This is a genomic window from Acinetobacter sp. YK3 (assembly GCF_001729365.1).
Classification (GTDB): Bacteria; Pseudomonadota; Gammaproteobacteria; order Pseudomonadales; family Moraxellaceae; genus Acinetobacter; species Acinetobacter vivianii.
The window spans coordinates 23,636-39,031 of sequence record NZ_LZPJ01000108.1 but is presented as its reverse complement, the minus strand read 5'-3'; the positions used below and the strand labels follow the sequence as shown (position 1 = coordinate 39,031).

Here is a 15,396-nt window from a genome sequence, read left to right as displayed (position 1 = left end):
ATAATTTATCCACAGCACCCTCATGTTTATTTTTTAAATTTAAAAATGGCATAGAATGAAAAAAGCGATCCGAAGATCGCTTTTTTTAGCTATTGTGGATAAGTTTAGAGCTTCATATCTGCGGTTAATGCCAGTGGTACAGGTAAAATTTGAGCCAATTGACGGCATAAACCGGTTAAATCATCCGAATTATTCGGCATCAAGGTAATATGTCCCAGCTTACGACCTGTACGCTCAGACTTATTATAGAGATGTAGATGTGCACCGTTCAGCGCCAAAACATCTTCAGATTTTGGATGTTGACCAATAATATTGATCATCACCGTTGGACGAATAACGTCAGTTGAGCCCAAAGGTAAACCAGCAACAGCACGAATATGGTTTTCAAATTGCGAACAAATCGCACCTTCAATCGACCAGTGACCTGAATTATGCACACGACATGCCATTTCATTGGCATAGAGGCCTTGTTCAGTCACAAACAGTTCAAGCGTGAGCACACCCACATAATTTAAGTGGTTCAACAAACGGGTAATATAGTCTTGTGCGACAGGCTGTAAATCAACGCTATTCGGTGCAGGCACAATTGAATGTGACAAGATGCCGTTATGATGATGATTTTCTGCCAGCGCCCAAGTTTTCACATCTCCGTTTTGTCCACGTACCGCGATAATCGAGACTTCACGGCTAAATTTAACAAAGCTTTCAGCGATCAGGCTTTTTGCAGGGCCAAGTTCAGCCCAAGCCGTGTCAATTTGATCTTCAGTACGTAATACGAACTGACCTTTACCATCATAGCCACCTGTCACGGTTTTTAAGACAATCGGTAAACCAAGGTCAGCAACCGCCTGTTTTAAGCTCTCTAAACTATCCACAGCACGATACGGCGCAACAGGAATGTTTAACTCATCAAATAAACTTTTCTCAGCCAAGCGATTTTGTGCAGTCGCTAACGCAAGGCGAGGAGGGTGCAAGGTTTTGCTTTGAGTTAAAACATCCACATCCGCAACAGGCGTATTTTCGAATTCAAGACTAAATACATCTGCGCTGGCAATAAAATCCTGTAAACCCTGTGCAGCCTGACTCGAGAAAACAGGGCCCAGAATCGCAGCAGGGCAATCCGTTTCCGCTTCAAAGAAGGTGCATTGAATATTAAGTGGCAATGCCGCTTGCGCCATCATGCGGCCAAGCTGTCCACCACCAAAAATGCCAATTGTTTTATTCATGATCAGCTCCGTTACACTTGACCAGGAATGTTATTGCTCGATACTTTTTCTGTTTGTGCAGTACGGAAGTCCGCCACATTTTTAGCGATGTCTGGACGGGTTAAACCTAAAATCTGTGCTGCCATAATCGCGGCATTGGTTGCACCAGCCTGACCAATCGCCAAAGTACCTACCGCAATACCTGCTGGCATTTGCACGATTGAAAGCAATGAATCCACACCATTTAAAATCGATGATTTAACCGGTACACCCAATACTGGTAAATCAGTTTTAGCCGCACACATCCCCGGTAAATGTGCAGCACCACCAGCACCCGCAATAATCACCTGAATACCACGATCACGTGCTGTTTCAGCATATTCAAACAGACGATCTGGGGTACGATGCGCAGAAACCACTTCAGCTTCAAAAGGAACACCCAATTGTTTGAGCATGTTAGCGGTATGTTCAAGGGTTGCCCAATCTGATTGAGAACCCATGATAATTCCGACTAAAGGTTGGCTATCTGTTGCGACCACATTCATTGGCTTTTCCAAAACATGATAAAAATAGAGAAGTATCTCGACTTACGCCAAGCACGAAGGAATAAATTGGCAAATATTATAGCGGTTTTTTCAAGCATCCCCAACAAAAGAACGCGTGAACTAATTCACGAAAAATTAGCTTTGATTTCGAAATACAAAATAGACACAGCCCATTAAACAGAGCATTGCCCAGATATAGTCCAGCTTAAAAGGTTGTTTAAACACAAAAATCATAAAGGGCACAAACACCATTAATGTCACAACTTCCTGAGTAATTTTCATTTCACCCAGACTCCAGCCATGCTGGTTGAGCAACTTGGTGGCAGGAATCATAAAACTGTATTCCAGCAGGGCAATACACCAGCTAAACAGGATCGCCTGCCAGATCGGCGCATCATGCAGGATTTTCAGATGCCCATACCATGCCAATGTCATAAAACAGTTGGAAATAATCAACAAACATAACGCTAAAAGAGTAGGGCTCAACATAATGTGCTTGTATCCAGATCAAGGGTGAATAGCAGAGAAGATATGCTTGCAAAAACCCTGAAATTTTAGCATTCATCTGTGCAATTAGAACTAAACAACAACAACGAATTTTGACTATCTTTTCCATGCAAGCCTTGATATCGTTGCGTTTGATTTTTATTGATAACGACAATCATACATACGATATCAGTGCTGTATGAAAAGCAGTGGAGAAGGCGCGTTATGCATCTGCATATTTTGGGTATTTGTGGCACATTTATGGGGTCTTTGGCTCTATTAGCACGAGATTTAGGACATAAAGTCACAGGTTCAGATGCCAATGTTTATCCACCTATGTCAACTCAACTCGAAAATGCGGGTATTGAGCTTATGCAGGGCTACGACCGTAGCCATTTACAGCCGCATCCTGATCTTGTGATCGTCGGCAATGCCATGAAACGTGGCATTGATGCGATTGAATACATGCTGAATGAAGGTCTCCCTTATATTTCTGGCCCACAATTTCTGGCAGACCATGTCCTCCAAGGCAAACACGTACTCGGTGTCGCAGGTACACATGGTAAAACCACTACCACGACTATGCTGGCTTGGGTGCTGGATCAGGCGGGTTTAAATCCAGGTTTCTTGATCGGTGGCGTACCACTTGGTTTTAGCGAAAGTGCACGTTTAGGTGGCGGTCAATATTTCTGTGTCGAAGCAGATGAATATGATTCTGCATTCTTCGATAAGCGTTCTAAGTTCGTTCATTATCATCCTAAAACCGCAATTTTAAATAACCTTGAATTTGACCACGCTGATATTTTCGATGATCTTGCTGCGATTCAAAAACAGTTCCACCATTTAGTCCGTACCATTCCAAGCGAAGGTCGTATTATTGCGCCAATTACTGAAACCAATATTGATGAAGTGTTGGAGCAGGGCTGCTGGACGCCAGTGATTCGTACCAGTCTAGAGCCAAATGCGCAAGCTGCGTTATCTGCCGAATTGATCAGTGCTGATGGTAGCCACTTTAAAGTGCTTGAACAGGGCAATGTGGTCGGTGAAGTGAAATGGAACATGACAGGGCAGCACAGCGTTGCCAATGCCTTAGCGACCATTGCTGCTGCACAACACGTGGGTGTTAGCCTTGAACAGGCGTGTGAAGCACTATCTAACTTCGGTGGGGTAAAACGCCGTATGGAGCTATTAGGTACGGTTCGTGGTATCGAAGTCTATGATGACTTTGCCCATCACCCAACTGCCATTGAAACCACACTGGACGGTGCGCGTAAACGTTTAGGTGAACGTAAACTTTGGGCGATCATTGAACCGCGTTCAAATACCATGCGTATGGGCAGCCATAAAGATGGTCTGGCACATTCAGCCCGTTTAGCGGATGAAGTGATCTGGTATCAACCTGAAGGTCTGGATTGGGATTTACAACCTATCATTGCAGCGTCATCAAACAAGGCAGAAGTCAGCCGCTCTTTAGATGACATCATTGCCCGTGTGGTGAATGAAGCAGGTGAGGGGGATGCTGTGGTGATCATGTCGAATGGCGGTTTTGGTGGTTTACACCAAAAGTTAATTACGGCTTTGTCGTAATCTAATTCATAGCACACTCTGATCATCTAATCTTGTCACGGCATTTACTATCGTGACAAGCGGCATGGATGCCGCCCGTTGGACTGTGGTATAGGGATATACCATCAGTCCAACAAAAGATTTTTGTTACTTTTCATCTTTGAAAAGTAAGGAAACGCCTATACCCAAACAACTCGACTATTCAGCCTATATAAGGCTGTGAAAACTTGCGAAATAGAGATATCTCCGATTCATTTTAATGGCAATTAACTCAGTTTATTCACCAATTTTAACGGCAAAATCTTCATTGCTATGCCCATTGGCAACCACGGCCACTGCGGCACATATGCCTTCACAGGCTCTTTCTCAATTGCCTTCACCAAGGCCTTGCTTCCTGTTTTCTCATCCACTTCAAATGGCAATTTCTTGGCACCTTCATTCAGTTCAGTACGAATATAACCAGGGAAAATCGTCGAGACTTTAATTGGTGTACCCAGCAATTCCGCACGGATGCCTTCAGCTAGATGCGCCACCGCCGCTTTACTGGCCGCATAAGTCGACAAATGCTTCGGTAAACCACGCATCGCACTCATGGAGGAAATCACCACCAAATGCCCTTTGTTTTGTGCTCTAAAAATTTCAACTGCCGCTTCGCATTGCGCCAATGCCGAAATAAAATTGGTCTCCGCCGTAGCCCGATTCACCTCAAAATGCCCTTTGCCAATACGGCGACCATCACCCACACCTGCATTGACAATAATTCGGTCAATGCTGCCAAACTCTTGCTGAAAGGCTTTAAACACCGTAAACACATCATCGTAATGGGTCACATCAAGGGTCTTGATTTTGACCTGAACTGAAAACTGGCTTTGCAACTCCTGTTGTAACGCTTCCAGACGCTCTAAACGTCGTGCACAAAGCGCCAGATTGTAGCCTTTGGCTGCAAATTCACGCGCCATACCTGCGCCTAAACCCGAACTTGCACCTGTAATTAAAATTGTTCTTGCCATTTCCGCCACCTATTCTTGTTTAAATCCATGTGAGAAGTTCTGCATCATGTGTTTTTAAATAATGATGTTCATTAAAACTCAGTAATTGCAAACGCCCATCTACCCAACGCAGCGTGCTAATACTGGCATTGGCAATCGACCAGTTCAGCGCAAAGATCTGTTTCGCATCTAAACCCAATACCTTGCCGACCGCCACCGAAATGACACCACCTGAGCTGAATACAACCGCCTGACGCTGTTGTGTCGCATCAAGCTGCTGACACAAGTCGTGCAATGCGCTTTCTACACGGCTTTGGAAACCTAACCATGTTTCATGATATTCATGGTCATATTGCTCTCCAATCCAGCGCTCAATCGCCCCATCAAAGATTTTCGCCAGATAGGCACGTGGGTTCGAAACCTGTGCGACATCCTGCTTGAGTAAGTCAGGCTGATTAAAGCGTGGTTCATATTGAGAAAACACATGTTGATGATCAAACTCATTCCAGCTGGATTCAGTTTGAATCGATACATCTGTAAAACCTTGCGCTAAAGCGAGTTGCGCCGTTTGTTGATGACGCTGCATTGAGCCCGCCACCACCAAGGGTGAAGATTTCAAAGTTTTATTGAGAAACTCACCCGCCGCTTGTGCCTGTTGCTCGCCTTTTGCAGAGAGCAGGTCATAGCTAGCTGCTCCAAAGGAGGCCTGCCCATGTCGCACCAGATAAATTGTGCTCATCCTTTTAAAATTTCCTTCAGTTTTGCGCCATATTCAGGAATTAATTGCTGGGCTTGTGTATCTCCTTGTGCAATCAATTTTAGGGCACGAATATGCAGGGCATGAATCAGGATCCAGAAGTCTTTAAAGGCTGGATTATCGGTTTGCTGATGGTAATAACGGTAATAGATTTGCTGTGCGATCACAGCTAAACGGAATAAACCAAACACTTCATAAAATGCCCAGTTATCAGGCTTTAAACCTGTTTTTTCCAGATAATAATCCACCACTTGCTGACGTGTCAGCATGCCTTTCAAATTGGTCGGTTGACGGCGGCTGGATTTCATCAATGCATCGTCATCTTCCTGAATCCAGTAGGCGAGGGCGCTGCCCAGATCCATTAATGGATCACCGAGCGTTGCCATTTCCCAGTCCAGTACCCCAATCACTTGAGTGGGTTGTTGTGGATCTAAAATGACATTATCAAAACGCCAGTCATTATGAATCACACAGGTTTTTGAATCCGCAGGAATATGTTGTTGCAACCATTCACGCACAAACGCGAAATCAGGTACATTCGGTGTCAAAGCCTTGCTATAACGTGCATCCCAACCTTCGACCTGACGGCGGCAATAGCCTTCACCTTTGCCTAGTTTTTCTAGTTCTGTACCTTGATAAGGCACTTGATGTAGTTCAATCAATTTATCCAGAACATTCAGGCAAAGTTGCTGTACTTGCTGCTCATCCAGCTGTAATTCCTTGGGTAGATTCGCACGTGGAATAATGCCCTCAATCCGCTTCATCACATAAAAATCACAGCCAATCACGCTATCATCCTGACACAGCGCGATCATTTCAGGCAGTACAGGGTAGAAGGGTGCGAGATACTTCTGCACATTATATTCTCGTGCCATATCGTGCGCTGATTTGGCCTTGGTGCCTTTCGGTGGACGGCGTAGGATCAGGTCAGCATTGTCATACGCTAAACGGTAAGTCCAGTTGGATGCGCCACCTGAATATTGGGTGACTTTTGCCTGTCCTTGCAAATTCACACCCTGATTTTTTAACCATGTTTCAACCGCTGCAATGTCCAGTTCCTCACCGTGACGAACCTGACCACCAATATCAATTACTGCCATTTGCTTTTATCCTTATCCACGACCATAGCCACGTTTTTTGAGTTCTAATTTAGCAATCATGCCTTTATGAACCTCATCAGGTCCATCGGCCAAACGTAAACTTCGCGCCTGAGTAAAGAAAGCCGTCAACGGCGTATCACGGGAAACACCTTCGCCGCCGTGGATCTGAATCGCCATATCCACCACATTTTGCAAGACGGTGGGCGCAACCACTTTAATGGCGGAAATTTCAGTTAATGCCGCCATATTGCCTTGTGTATCCATCTTATAGGCAGCGTATAAGGTCAATAAACGCGCCTGATCGATCTGCACACGCGCATCGGCAACGCGTTCCAGATTCCCACCCAGCTTGAGTAGTTCTTTGCCAAATGCCTTGCGCGACATGCCACGGTCAATCATCAGTTCCAGCGCTTTCTCTGCCGCGCCAACACAGCGCATACAATGATGAATACGCCCAGGCCCTAAACGGCCTTGAGCAATTTCAAAGCCTTGTCCTGCACCGCCAATAAAGTTGCTGACAGGCACGCGAACATTGTCAAAACTGACCTGTCCATGCCCATGTGGTGCATCGTAATCGCCAAACACAGGCAGCATACGTTCAATGGTTACACCTGTAGTGTTTACTGGCACCAGCACCATAGAATGCTGATGATGACGGTCTTTGCTTGGATCAGGCGTATAAGCCATGAAAATAATGATTTTGGCATTTGGATCACCTAAACCAGATGACCACCATTTACGTCCATTCAAGACAATTTCATCGCCCTCTACCACCGCAGTCGCCTGCATATTGGTCGCATCACTGGATGCTACCGCAGGCTCGGTCATACAGAAAACTGAGCGAATCTCACCCTTGAGTAGCGGTTGTAGCCATTGCTGTTTTTGCGCATCGCTACCATAGCGCCACAACACTTCCATATTGCCGCTATCGGGTGCATTACAGTTAAATATCGTTGGAGCAAGCAGGCTACGTCCAGTCAGTTCAGCAATGTGTGCATATTCCTGAACTGATAAACCCGCGCCTAACTCGGCATCAGGTAAGAACATGTTCCATAAGCCCGCTGCTTTTGCCTTATCTTTCAATTGTTGTAATTGTTCAGGCCATTGCCATTTGGTCCAGTCACCATCGACATTGAGGCGATGTACCTCATCCCAGAATGCTTTTTCAACGGGTTCAATTTCTTGTTGGATAAACGCTTGCGTTCGTGCAATAAAATCCTGCGCACGCGCTGATAATGCAAACATCCTTTTCTCCCTCAATATAAAATTTGGCGAAAGCTGATTCGCGGCTTTACATCACCATAAGCGAAAATTTATTATGAATGAAATGATTTTATTTTATTCAAAACTATGAATCAGATTCATAATAGCAACCCGCTGGAAGTGGGACATTTTCATCGTATTGATATTAATTTATATCCGCTTTTTATTGCGATTTTTGAACAGAAGAGCATTTCTAAAGCGGCACAATTGCTCTGTATCAGTCAATCTGCCGTGAGTCATGCCTTGCAACGCTTGCGTAGCCAGCTTGGTGATGAGTTATTCGTGCGCAGCGGTCAAAAAATGCTGCCTACACCGTATGCGGAGCAAATTTACCAGCCGATTCAAACCGCGTTATTGACCATCCAGAGTATTGCCGTGCCGCAACAGGACTTTGTGCCTGAGATGTTGCAGAGCTTGAAAATTGCCATTCATGATGAAATTGAGCCGATTATTTTTCCGCAGTTGGTGCATCATTTTGCGCAACTGAATCTAGACATCCAGTTCCTAAGTTCCAAACTAGATCGTAAAAACATGCTGGCTGATCTTTCTGCTCAACAAATTGATTTTGTCATTGATCTGGTTCAACCGTATCAGGCCAGCTTACAGTTTGAAAATCTGATTGAAGACCATTTTGTGGTGTGTACCCAGCAGGCGAATATGGATTTATCACTGTATTTGTCTTCACCGCATATTGGGGTATCTTCACGGCGTACCGGGATTCTGCTCGAGGATATTTATCTTAATCGGCAGCAATTATCTCGCCAGATTTTCCTACGTTGCCAGCACTATGCGACGGCGTTACAGATACTAAATCATTACCCCAACGCCATTCTGACCATTCCGCAAAGCATCCTCAAACATTTGCATTATTCCAAAGCCTTACATATCCATCCTTTGCCAATCGAGCTGCCTCAAATCAATATGGGCATGTATTGGCATGAAAATGTGAAACATAACCCACGCCATCAATTTTTACGGACGGAAATCCTGAAAATTTTTTAGATCATCATTGCTGATGAATATTTGCACATTATTTAAAAGTATGTAATTCTATACGCATATTTGGATATGAATATCCATACAGAATATGTTGACAAGGGGAGTAGCCTCCTCCAGACCTAAGCGCTGAATGCCTTAGGTGTCAGGGCTTCGTCATTACACTTTGCAAAAAGTCGGACTCTGAGCATCACAATCCATCGTGGTGTAGGCAAGACCTTGATCATGTTGAAACAGATGTATTAATTCATCTGGCAACTGGTCGAGGTTTTTTTATGTCCATTTGCCAGATAGGGAGTTGTGATGGAAACTATCGGTAATTTATGGCTCTATGTCGCATTCTTCGGTCTCGTTACCGTGATGCTACTGGTCGACTTTTTAGGTTTTAAACAAAAACAAAATCAGGACGTGCCGATCAGACAGGCAGCTTACTGGAGTATTGCCTGGGTCAGTGTTGCAGTGATTTTTGGTGGCGGATTATGGTTTTATCTACAGCAAACCGTAGGTGCAACCATTGCAAACCAGAAAACCATGGAATACTTCGCAGGTTATCTACTGGAAAAATCGCTGGCAATTGATAACGTCTTTGTCTGGCTGATGATTTTCGCAGCTTTTGCGATTCCACCTGCTTATCAACGTAAAATCCTGCTTTACGGCGTACTCGGCGCAATCGTGCTTAGAACCATTTTTATCTTTATTGGTGCGTGGTTTGTGCAAGAGTTCTCTTGGGTGCTGTATATCTTTGGTGCCTTTCTGGTCTACACCGGCTTTAAATTCCTGAAAGGTCAGGATGAAGAAGATACCAATATTGAAGATATCAAGTTACTGAAATGGTTACGCAAACATATGCGTATCACGCCACAGCTTGAAGGCAACAATTTCTTCGTTCGCCAGAATGGCGTGTTATGGGCAACACCTTTATTTTTAGTTTTGATTTTGGTCGAAGCGTCTGACGTGATCTTCGCGGTGGATTCCATTCCTGCAATTTTCGCCGTGACCAGTGACCCGTTCATTGTTTTAACTGCAAACTTGATGGCGATTTTGGGTTTACGTGCGATGTTCTTCTTATTGGCAGGTGCTGCATCGAAAATGCATTATTTACCGTATGGCTTGGGCATCATCTTATTGTTCATTGGTGCAAAAATGTTATTGCTCGATGTGTTCCACATGCCAATCTGGATCTCGTTAGGCTTTATTGTTCTGGTATTAAGCATCACCGCTTATCTATCGTTACGTCACAATAAGCGTCAAGCTCAATAATAGCTTGAACATAAAAAGGGCCTGTATTGCAGGCTTTTTTTATTAGGAAAATAAATCAATCGTGTAGGCAAGGGGAGTCATTCATTGTCCTGTTTAATCACGGTTCCAATCTCTTATTTTTTTACACTTCACCTATGCCATGGACTTACCCTCTAAAATGAGGAAGTGTGATTTATAATTCACATTTATATACCTTTTAAGCACGTTAATTAGCCGAATAATCCAGTAAATTTGGCAAAATCAGGTACAATCAACCGAAAAAAGTAAAATTGTAGGTTGTTATGACTTTGGCTACTCCAACCACGGTGATTCGTGGTCGCTTCTTAGATATTCAAAAGACCGTTTCTCAAGCCGCTGAAATTGCCGATCAAGTCCGTTATATTGAAGACGGCGTAATGATCACTGAACAAGGTAAAATTCGCTGGTTTGGCACGTGGAACGACGCTCAAGCCCATCTTCCTGCAAACGTTGAAATTCAGCATTATCCAGAACAATTGATCATCCCAGGCATGATCGATACACATATCCATTTCCCACAAACGGAAATGGTCGGTGCCTACGGCGAACAATTATTAAGCTGGCTCAATACCTATACATTCCCGACTGAAATTCAGTTTAAAGACAAAGCTTATGCCCAAGACATCGCCAAGTTTTTTGTCAATGAATTGCTTAAAAACGGTACCACCACCGCATTAGTATTCTGTACAGTACATCCTGAATCTGTAGATGCTTTATTTGAAGCCGCAGCACAGCACCAGATGCGTTTAATCGCAGGTAAGGTGATGATGGATCGTCATGCACCAGAAGCGCTGTGTGATACCGCAGAGAGCGCCTATGATGATTCTAAAGCCTTGATTGAGAAGTGGCATGGACAGGGACGTACTTTATACGCGATTACGCCACGTTTTGCGCCAACGTCTACACCAGAACAACTGGAAAAAGCAGGACAGCTCAAAGCGCAATATCCTGATGTTTATGTGCATACACATTTAAGTGAAAACAAAGATGAAATCGCATGGGTAAAAGACCTATACCCTGGGCAGGACGGTTATCTAGATGTTTATCATCATTATGGCTTAACCGGTCAACGTTCTGTATTTGCGCATTGCGTACATCTGGAAGATGCAGAATGGAAATGTATGCATGAAACCAACTCTGCCATTGCCTTCTGTCCGACTTCAAACCTGTTCTTGGGCAGTGGATTATTCCCGTTGAAAAAGACGTGGGAACAGCAAGTAAAAGTCGGTTTAGGCACTGACGTTGGGGCAGGGACTTCATTTAGCCTGTTGCAAACCGTGAATGAAGCGTACAAGGTTCAACAGTTACAAGGCGATAAACTTTCTGCTTTTGAATCACTGTATCACGCGACACTCGGCGGTGCGAAAGCGCTGGATCTGGATGAGAAACTCGGTAACTTTAACATCGGTAAAGAAGCAGATTTCGTGGTCTTGAACACCCAGCCCACAGCATTACAACAACTGCGTCAGTCACGTTCAAAATCGGTTGAAGATAGCTTATTTGCTTTATTCACCATGGGCGATGACCGAAATATTGAGGCGACATATATCTATGGACAAAAAGCCTATAGCCAAAACTAAATTTTTAAACAAACAAAGACTTGGGTGGCTATGTATCGCGATTGGATGTGCTGTTCTACTTAAACGTGACAGCTCATCTGCTCAAAATGAAACACTTTCTTCGTCATCAAAAGGTGCATGAAAAGTGATTTTGTTTTAAAATTGCCAGATTAGCTCAAGATTTCGAGGTGTTGCAGGTCAACACCTTTTTTATTTTCCCGTTTTTAAGTTTTTAGGAATCTACCGATGACCATTGCAATGCGCATTATGATTTCAAGTGAAGAGATTCAAGCCAAAGTTAAAGAACTTGGCGACAAAATCAATGCACACTATGCTCAAAGTGATAAAGAACTGGTACTGATCGGCTTATTACGTGGTTCAGTCATTTTTATGGCAGATTTATGCCGTGCAATCGACAAACCACATGAACTCGATTTTATGACCGTGTCTAGTTATGGTGGTGGAACCGTTTCCTCTCGTGATGTCAAAATTTTAAAAGACCTTGATGGCGAAATTCACGGTAAAGATGTACTTGTGGTCGAAGATATTATCGACTCAGGTAATACGCTAAGCAAAGTGGTTGAAATGCTTAAAACCCGTAATCCAAACTCAATTGAATTATGTACTTTAGTGAGCAAGCCTTCACGCCGTGAAATTCCTTTAGATGTAAAATTTCTGGGCTTTGAAGTCGAAGACCGCTTTATTGTGGGCTATGGCCTCGACTTTGATCAAAAATATCGTCACTTACCATTCATTGGTGAAATCGGTATCTAATCAAATCTTGCTGTTCACACCTCAAAATAGGTGAATAGCATAGATCCATGTTTATCTTGCGCTCGGATAAAGTATTCATTTGCTTTATCTTGGCTCAAGTGCGAAAAGCAGCTTTTTTATTGATACTTTAATCAAATCCTCCCAAAGCTTGCACAAAAATACGACATAACTCAGTAATCCACTACAGACAAAGTCAGCTCAAATCAAGCAGGATAGAAAGAAATATCACTTTTAAAACAAGGAGAAAGACAATGTGGTCTCTAATTGTGGCAATCGTCGTTGGTTTTTTTGCTGGTTTAATCGCACGTGCTTTACATCCTGGTGAAGATAAAGCAGGCTTCATCGTAACGACCTTATTGGGTATTGCGGGTTCATTATTGGCAACTTATGGTGGTCGCTTACTCGGCTTATATGGTGAAAATTCGGCGGCTGGTTTCATTGCCTCTGTGGTTGGTGCCATCATTATTTTATTTATCTACAATCTGCTCACCAAAAAAAGCTAAAACGTATTCAATTAAAACGCCCAATCCATTTATCGCAATGGATTGGGCATTTTTATTTATAGACCGAGTTCTTTCCAGATCATTTGAATTTCTTCAGCACTTCTAGCACCGACCATTTTAAATCCATTTCCAAAAATCAGGGTCGGGGTTCCATCTACACCTAATTTTCGACCAAGCTGCAAATTACGCTCAATCGGATTTGCACAGGTTTTTGCTTGCGGCTGTACATTCTTTTGGATCAGGTTTTTCCATGCATAGGCTTGATTGGCATCACACCAGACTGATTTAGACACAGCAACCGATTGCGCTTTTAATGGATAAATGAAGGTATAAATCGTTACATCATTCAGCTTATCCATCTCTGCTTCTAACTTCTTGCAATAAGAACAGTTTGGATCTGAGAATACTGCCAACTGACGCTTACCATTGCCTTTGACGGTTTTAATGGCATCTTTGAAAGGCAATTGTTTCCAGTCTACCGTGTTTTGCTGGATCACGAGATCCTTGGTCAAATTTTTCTGGTCTTTTAAGCGAACCATTGACCCGATAAACATGTGTTGGGCACTTTCATCCAGATAAATGATCTGATTATCCAGACTGGCACTGTATAAGCCATTCATAGCAGTCGGTTGAATGTTGGTGACCTGAATATTGGGATATTGTTGACTCAAATTGCTTTTTAACGTCTCTACATTGGCAAAGCTCATGGCAGAAACACAACTGAATAATGAGAAAATCCCAATTTTTTTTAACATGTCCAACACTCGAATACAAAAATCAGCGGCTATTGTAATGACTAATGCAGCAGCAAACAGCTCAGCTTACTCAGCAACAACCAAAATTCAACCGATATGCGCGACGTTTCACGTGGAACATACCTGATATGAGCAAAACTAGATTTACATGGCTCACCAGCTGCATTTTTAGTAAGAAATTGACAATTTTTTTCACATCATCTTGAAATGGCAGTATTAAATTAAAAACCTGCTAGATCAATCGAGTCATGTTTGAAATAATTCCTCAGCAAGAGATGAAATGTGGAAATTATTTAGCAAACATTTGGGGTGTTTTTTAGGCTTAATGGTCTTGGCTTATATTTAAAAACCACATAGATCATTCTTTTAATTGCAATTTTTAAATTAAATCGCAACAAACCATCTTATTATTCAGATTCAGGTAGATTGATGTATAGCGCAGAATTACTCGAAGAAGCCAAAACATTTATGTTTCATATGCTGACCAAAGTAGTGGAATACGGCGGTTCAGATTTATTTATCACCGCAGATTTTCCACCCAGCATTAAATTACAAGGACTTATGCGTCCACTCGGGCAACAGGAACTCACTGCCGATAAAACCAAACTCTTCGCGTATAGCTTAATGAATGAAAAACAGCGCCAAGATTTTGAAAATGAATGGGAATGTAATTTTGCCATCAATGTTCCCAATGTTTCACGTTTTCGTGTCAATGTATTTAAACAACAGCTACAGATTGGCATGGTTATTCGTACCATTACCTCGGAAATTCCAACCTTTCAGAAGCTAAAGCTGCCTGAATCGCTTAAACATGTGATTATGGAAAAACGAGGCCTGGTTCTAGTTGTTGGTGGTACAGGCTCAGGTAAATCAACCTCTTTGGCGGCCATGATTGATCACCGTAATGAAAACTCAGCGGGGCATATTATTACCGTTGAAGATCCGGTTGAGTACGTGCATAAACACAAAAAATCCATGATTACCCATCGTGAAGTCGGTGTTGATTGTCATTCATGGCAGCATGCCTTGAAAAATACCTTACGTCAGGCGCCCGATGTGATTCTGATTGGGGAAATCCGTGATACGGAGACCATGGAACATGCGATTGCTTTTGCGGAAACAGGACATCTTTGTCTAGGGACCTTACATGCTAACAATGCCAATCAGGCACTCGACCGGATTATCAACTTCTTTCCGGAAGAACGTCGTAACCAGTTACTCATGGATCTTTCATCCAATATGAAAGGCATTATTTCTCAACGTTTGATACGAACGCAGGATGGCAAAGGTCGTCGGGCAGCGATTGAAATTTTGCTCAATACGCCATTGATTTCAGATAATATTTTAAAAGGCCAGTTCCACGCACTCAAAGAAATTATGAGCAAATCGCGAGAGCTGGGGATGCAAACCTTCGATCAGGCTTTATTCGATCTCTATAACGAAGGTGCCATCAGCTATGATGAAGCCTTACGTAACGCCGATTCAGTCAATGAATTGCGTTTACAGATCAAGCTTAAAGCCACACGTCAGCAAGGCGCACCGGTTGCCATGATGACTGCACTAAACGTCGTAGCAGAACCAAAAGCTGAGGAAGAGCAAACCGTTGAAGAGAAGGAATAA

The 15,396-nt window shown here is 43.1% G+C and carries 15 protein-coding genes; 7 read left to right on the top strand and 8 right to left on the bottom strand.

The window, feature by feature from the left end; all coding sequences use genetic code 11:
* Positions 1–104: 104 nt before the first annotated feature.
* The 3 genes from A9Z07_RS12895 to A9Z07_RS12885 all read right to left on the bottom strand — a co-directional run bounded on the left by A9Z07_RS12895 (position 105) and on the right by A9Z07_RS12885 (position 2,239).
* Positions 105–1,226: a 5-(carboxyamino)imidazole ribonucleotide synthase gene (locus tag A9Z07_RS12895; protein WP_069579176.1), complete on the bottom strand. Its 1,122-nt coding sequence runs from the start codon at positions 1,224–1,226 to the stop codon at positions 105–107.
* An 11-nt stretch (positions 1,227–1,237) separates the two neighbouring features.
* The gene (gene purE, locus A9Z07_RS12890) at positions 1,238–1,750 is read right to left on the bottom strand and encodes a 5-(carboxyamino)imidazole ribonucleotide mutase (RefSeq protein ID WP_069579174.1); all 513 of its coding nucleotides are present in this window, start codon (positions 1,748–1,750) and stop codon (positions 1,238–1,240) included.
* Positions 1,751–1,885: 135 nt separating this feature from the next.
* A complete protein-coding gene (locus A9Z07_RS12885; RefSeq protein WP_005186310.1) occupies positions 1,886–2,239 on the bottom strand; it encodes a DMT family protein in 354 nt (117 codons plus the stop codon).
* A gap of 222 nt (positions 2,240–2,461) precedes the next feature.
* On the opposite strand from A9Z07_RS12885, the gene mpl reads away from it, so the two are divergent.
* The gene (gene mpl, locus A9Z07_RS12880) at positions 2,462–3,823 is read left to right on the top strand and encodes a UDP-N-acetylmuramate:L-alanyl-gamma-D-glutamyl-meso-diaminopimelate ligase (protein WP_005260367.1); all 1,362 of its coding nucleotides are present in this window, start codon (positions 2,462–2,464) and stop codon (positions 3,821–3,823) included.
* Positions 3,824–4,068: 245 nt separating this feature from the next.
* Here mpl and A9Z07_RS12875 read toward each other — a convergent pair whose 3' ends face one another.
* From A9Z07_RS12875 to A9Z07_RS12860, 4 genes are read right to left on the bottom strand one after another with little or no spacing between them, the layout of a single operon-like run.
* Complete coding sequence (locus A9Z07_RS12875) at positions 4,069–4,812, bottom strand: SDR family oxidoreductase (protein WP_004776470.1); 744 nt, start codon at positions 4,810–4,812, stop codon at positions 4,069–4,071.
* A 19-nt stretch (positions 4,813–4,831) separates the two neighbouring features.
* A complete protein-coding gene (locus A9Z07_RS12870; protein ID WP_069579172.1) occupies positions 4,832–5,530 on the bottom strand; it encodes a histidine phosphatase family protein in 699 nt (232 codons plus the stop codon).
* Positions 5,527–6,648 (bottom strand): phosphotransferase family protein, encoded by a 1,122-nt coding sequence (locus tag A9Z07_RS12865; RefSeq protein ID WP_069579170.1) that lies wholly within the window; start codon positions 6,646–6,648, stop codon positions 5,527–5,529. Before A9Z07_RS12865 ends, A9Z07_RS12870 begins: the two co-directional genes overlap by 4 nt.
* A 12-nt stretch (positions 6,649–6,660) precedes the next feature.
* Positions 6,661–7,893 (bottom strand): acyl-CoA dehydrogenase family protein, encoded by a 1,233-nt coding sequence (locus A9Z07_RS12860; RefSeq protein WP_069579168.1) that lies wholly within the window; start codon positions 7,891–7,893, stop codon positions 6,661–6,663.
* A 105-nt stretch (positions 7,894–7,998) separates the two neighbouring features.
* Between A9Z07_RS12860 and A9Z07_RS12855 the strand changes: the two genes are divergently transcribed.
* The 5 genes from A9Z07_RS12855 to A9Z07_RS12835 all read left to right on the top strand — a co-directional run bounded on the left by A9Z07_RS12855 (position 7,999) and on the right by A9Z07_RS12835 (position 13,021).
* Positions 7,999–8,913: a LysR family transcriptional regulator gene (locus tag A9Z07_RS12855; protein ID WP_069579166.1), complete on the top strand. Its 915-nt coding sequence runs from the start codon at positions 7,999–8,001 to the stop codon at positions 8,911–8,913.
* Between the two features lie 297 nt (positions 8,914–9,210).
* The gene (locus tag A9Z07_RS12850) at positions 9,211–10,167 is read left to right on the top strand and encodes a TerC family protein (RefSeq protein ID WP_004776481.1); all 957 of its coding nucleotides are present in this window, start codon (positions 9,211–9,213) and stop codon (positions 10,165–10,167) included.
* Between the two features lie 281 nt (positions 10,168–10,448).
* Complete coding sequence (gene guaD / locus A9Z07_RS12845; protein WP_069579164.1) at positions 10,449–11,765, top strand: guanine deaminase; 1,317 nt, start codon at positions 10,449–10,451, stop codon at positions 11,763–11,765.
* A 225-nt stretch (positions 11,766–11,990) separates the two neighbouring features.
* The gene (hpt, locus tag A9Z07_RS12840) at positions 11,991–12,518 is read left to right on the top strand and encodes a hypoxanthine phosphoribosyltransferase (protein WP_004776485.1); all 528 of its coding nucleotides are present in this window, start codon (positions 11,991–11,993) and stop codon (positions 12,516–12,518) included.
* 251 nt (positions 12,519–12,769) lie between these two features.
* Complete coding sequence (locus A9Z07_RS12835) at positions 12,770–13,021, top strand: GlsB/YeaQ/YmgE family stress response membrane protein (protein WP_069579162.1); 252 nt, start codon at positions 12,770–12,772, stop codon at positions 13,019–13,021.
* A 56-nt stretch (positions 13,022–13,077) separates the two neighbouring features.
* On the opposite strand, the gene A9Z07_RS12830 is transcribed toward A9Z07_RS12835, so the two are convergent.
* Entirely contained in the window at positions 13,078–13,776 is a 699-nt protein-coding gene (locus tag A9Z07_RS12830) for a DsbC family protein (protein WP_005260353.1), read from the bottom strand.
* Between the two features lie 429 nt (positions 13,777–14,205).
* Between A9Z07_RS12830 and A9Z07_RS12825 the strand changes: the two genes are divergently transcribed.
* A complete protein-coding gene (locus tag A9Z07_RS12825; protein ID WP_069579161.1) occupies positions 14,206–15,396 on the top strand; it encodes a PilT/PilU family type 4a pilus ATPase in 1,191 nt (396 codons plus the stop codon).

What these genes read in the sequence shown, in the direction of transcription:
- A9Z07_RS12895 (WP_069579176.1), bottom strand. Translation starts at nt 1,226, where the DNA reads ATGAATAAAACAATTGGCATTTTTGGTGGTGGACAGCTTGGCCGCATG.
- purE (WP_069579174.1), bottom strand. Translation starts at nt 1,750, where the DNA reads ATGAATGTGGTCGCAACAGATAGCCAACCTTTAGTCGGAATTATCATG.
- A9Z07_RS12885 (WP_005186310.1), bottom strand. Translation starts at nt 2,239, where the DNA reads ATGTTGAGCCCTACTCTTTTAGCGTTATGTTTGTTGATTATTTCCAAC.
- mpl (WP_005260367.1), top strand. Translation starts at nt 2,462, where the DNA reads ATGCATCTGCATATTTTGGGTATTTGTGGCACATTTATGGGGTCTTTG.
- A9Z07_RS12875 (WP_004776470.1), bottom strand. Translation starts at nt 4,812, where the DNA reads ATGGCAAGAACAATTTTAATTACAGGTGCAAGTTCGGGTTTAGGCGCA.
- A9Z07_RS12870 (WP_069579172.1), bottom strand. Translation starts at nt 5,530, where the DNA reads ATGAGCACAATTTATCTGGTGCGACATGGGCAGGCCTCCTTTGGAGCA.
- A9Z07_RS12865 (WP_069579170.1), bottom strand. Translation starts at nt 6,648, where the DNA reads ATGGCAGTAATTGATATTGGTGGTCAGGTTCGTCACGGTGAGGAACTG.
- A9Z07_RS12860 (WP_069579168.1), bottom strand. Translation starts at nt 7,893, where the DNA reads ATGTTTGCATTATCAGCGCGTGCGCAGGATTTTATTGCACGAACGCAA.
- A9Z07_RS12855 (WP_069579166.1), top strand. Translation starts at nt 7,999, where the DNA reads ATGAATCAGATTCATAATAGCAACCCGCTGGAAGTGGGACATTTTCAT.
- A9Z07_RS12850 (WP_004776481.1), top strand. Translation starts at nt 9,211, where the DNA reads ATGGAAACTATCGGTAATTTATGGCTCTATGTCGCATTCTTCGGTCTC.
- guaD (WP_069579164.1), top strand. Translation starts at nt 10,449, where the DNA reads ATGACTTTGGCTACTCCAACCACGGTGATTCGTGGTCGCTTCTTAGAT.
- hpt (WP_004776485.1), top strand. Translation starts at nt 11,991, where the DNA reads ATGACCATTGCAATGCGCATTATGATTTCAAGTGAAGAGATTCAAGCC.
- A9Z07_RS12835 (WP_069579162.1), top strand. Translation starts at nt 12,770, where the DNA reads ATGTGGTCTCTAATTGTGGCAATCGTCGTTGGTTTTTTTGCTGGTTTA.
- A9Z07_RS12830 (WP_005260353.1), bottom strand. Translation starts at nt 13,776, where the DNA reads ATGTTAAAAAAAATTGGGATTTTCTCATTATTCAGTTGTGTTTCTGCC.
- A9Z07_RS12825 (WP_069579161.1), top strand. Translation starts at nt 14,206, where the DNA reads ATGTATAGCGCAGAATTACTCGAAGAAGCCAAAACATTTATGTTTCAT.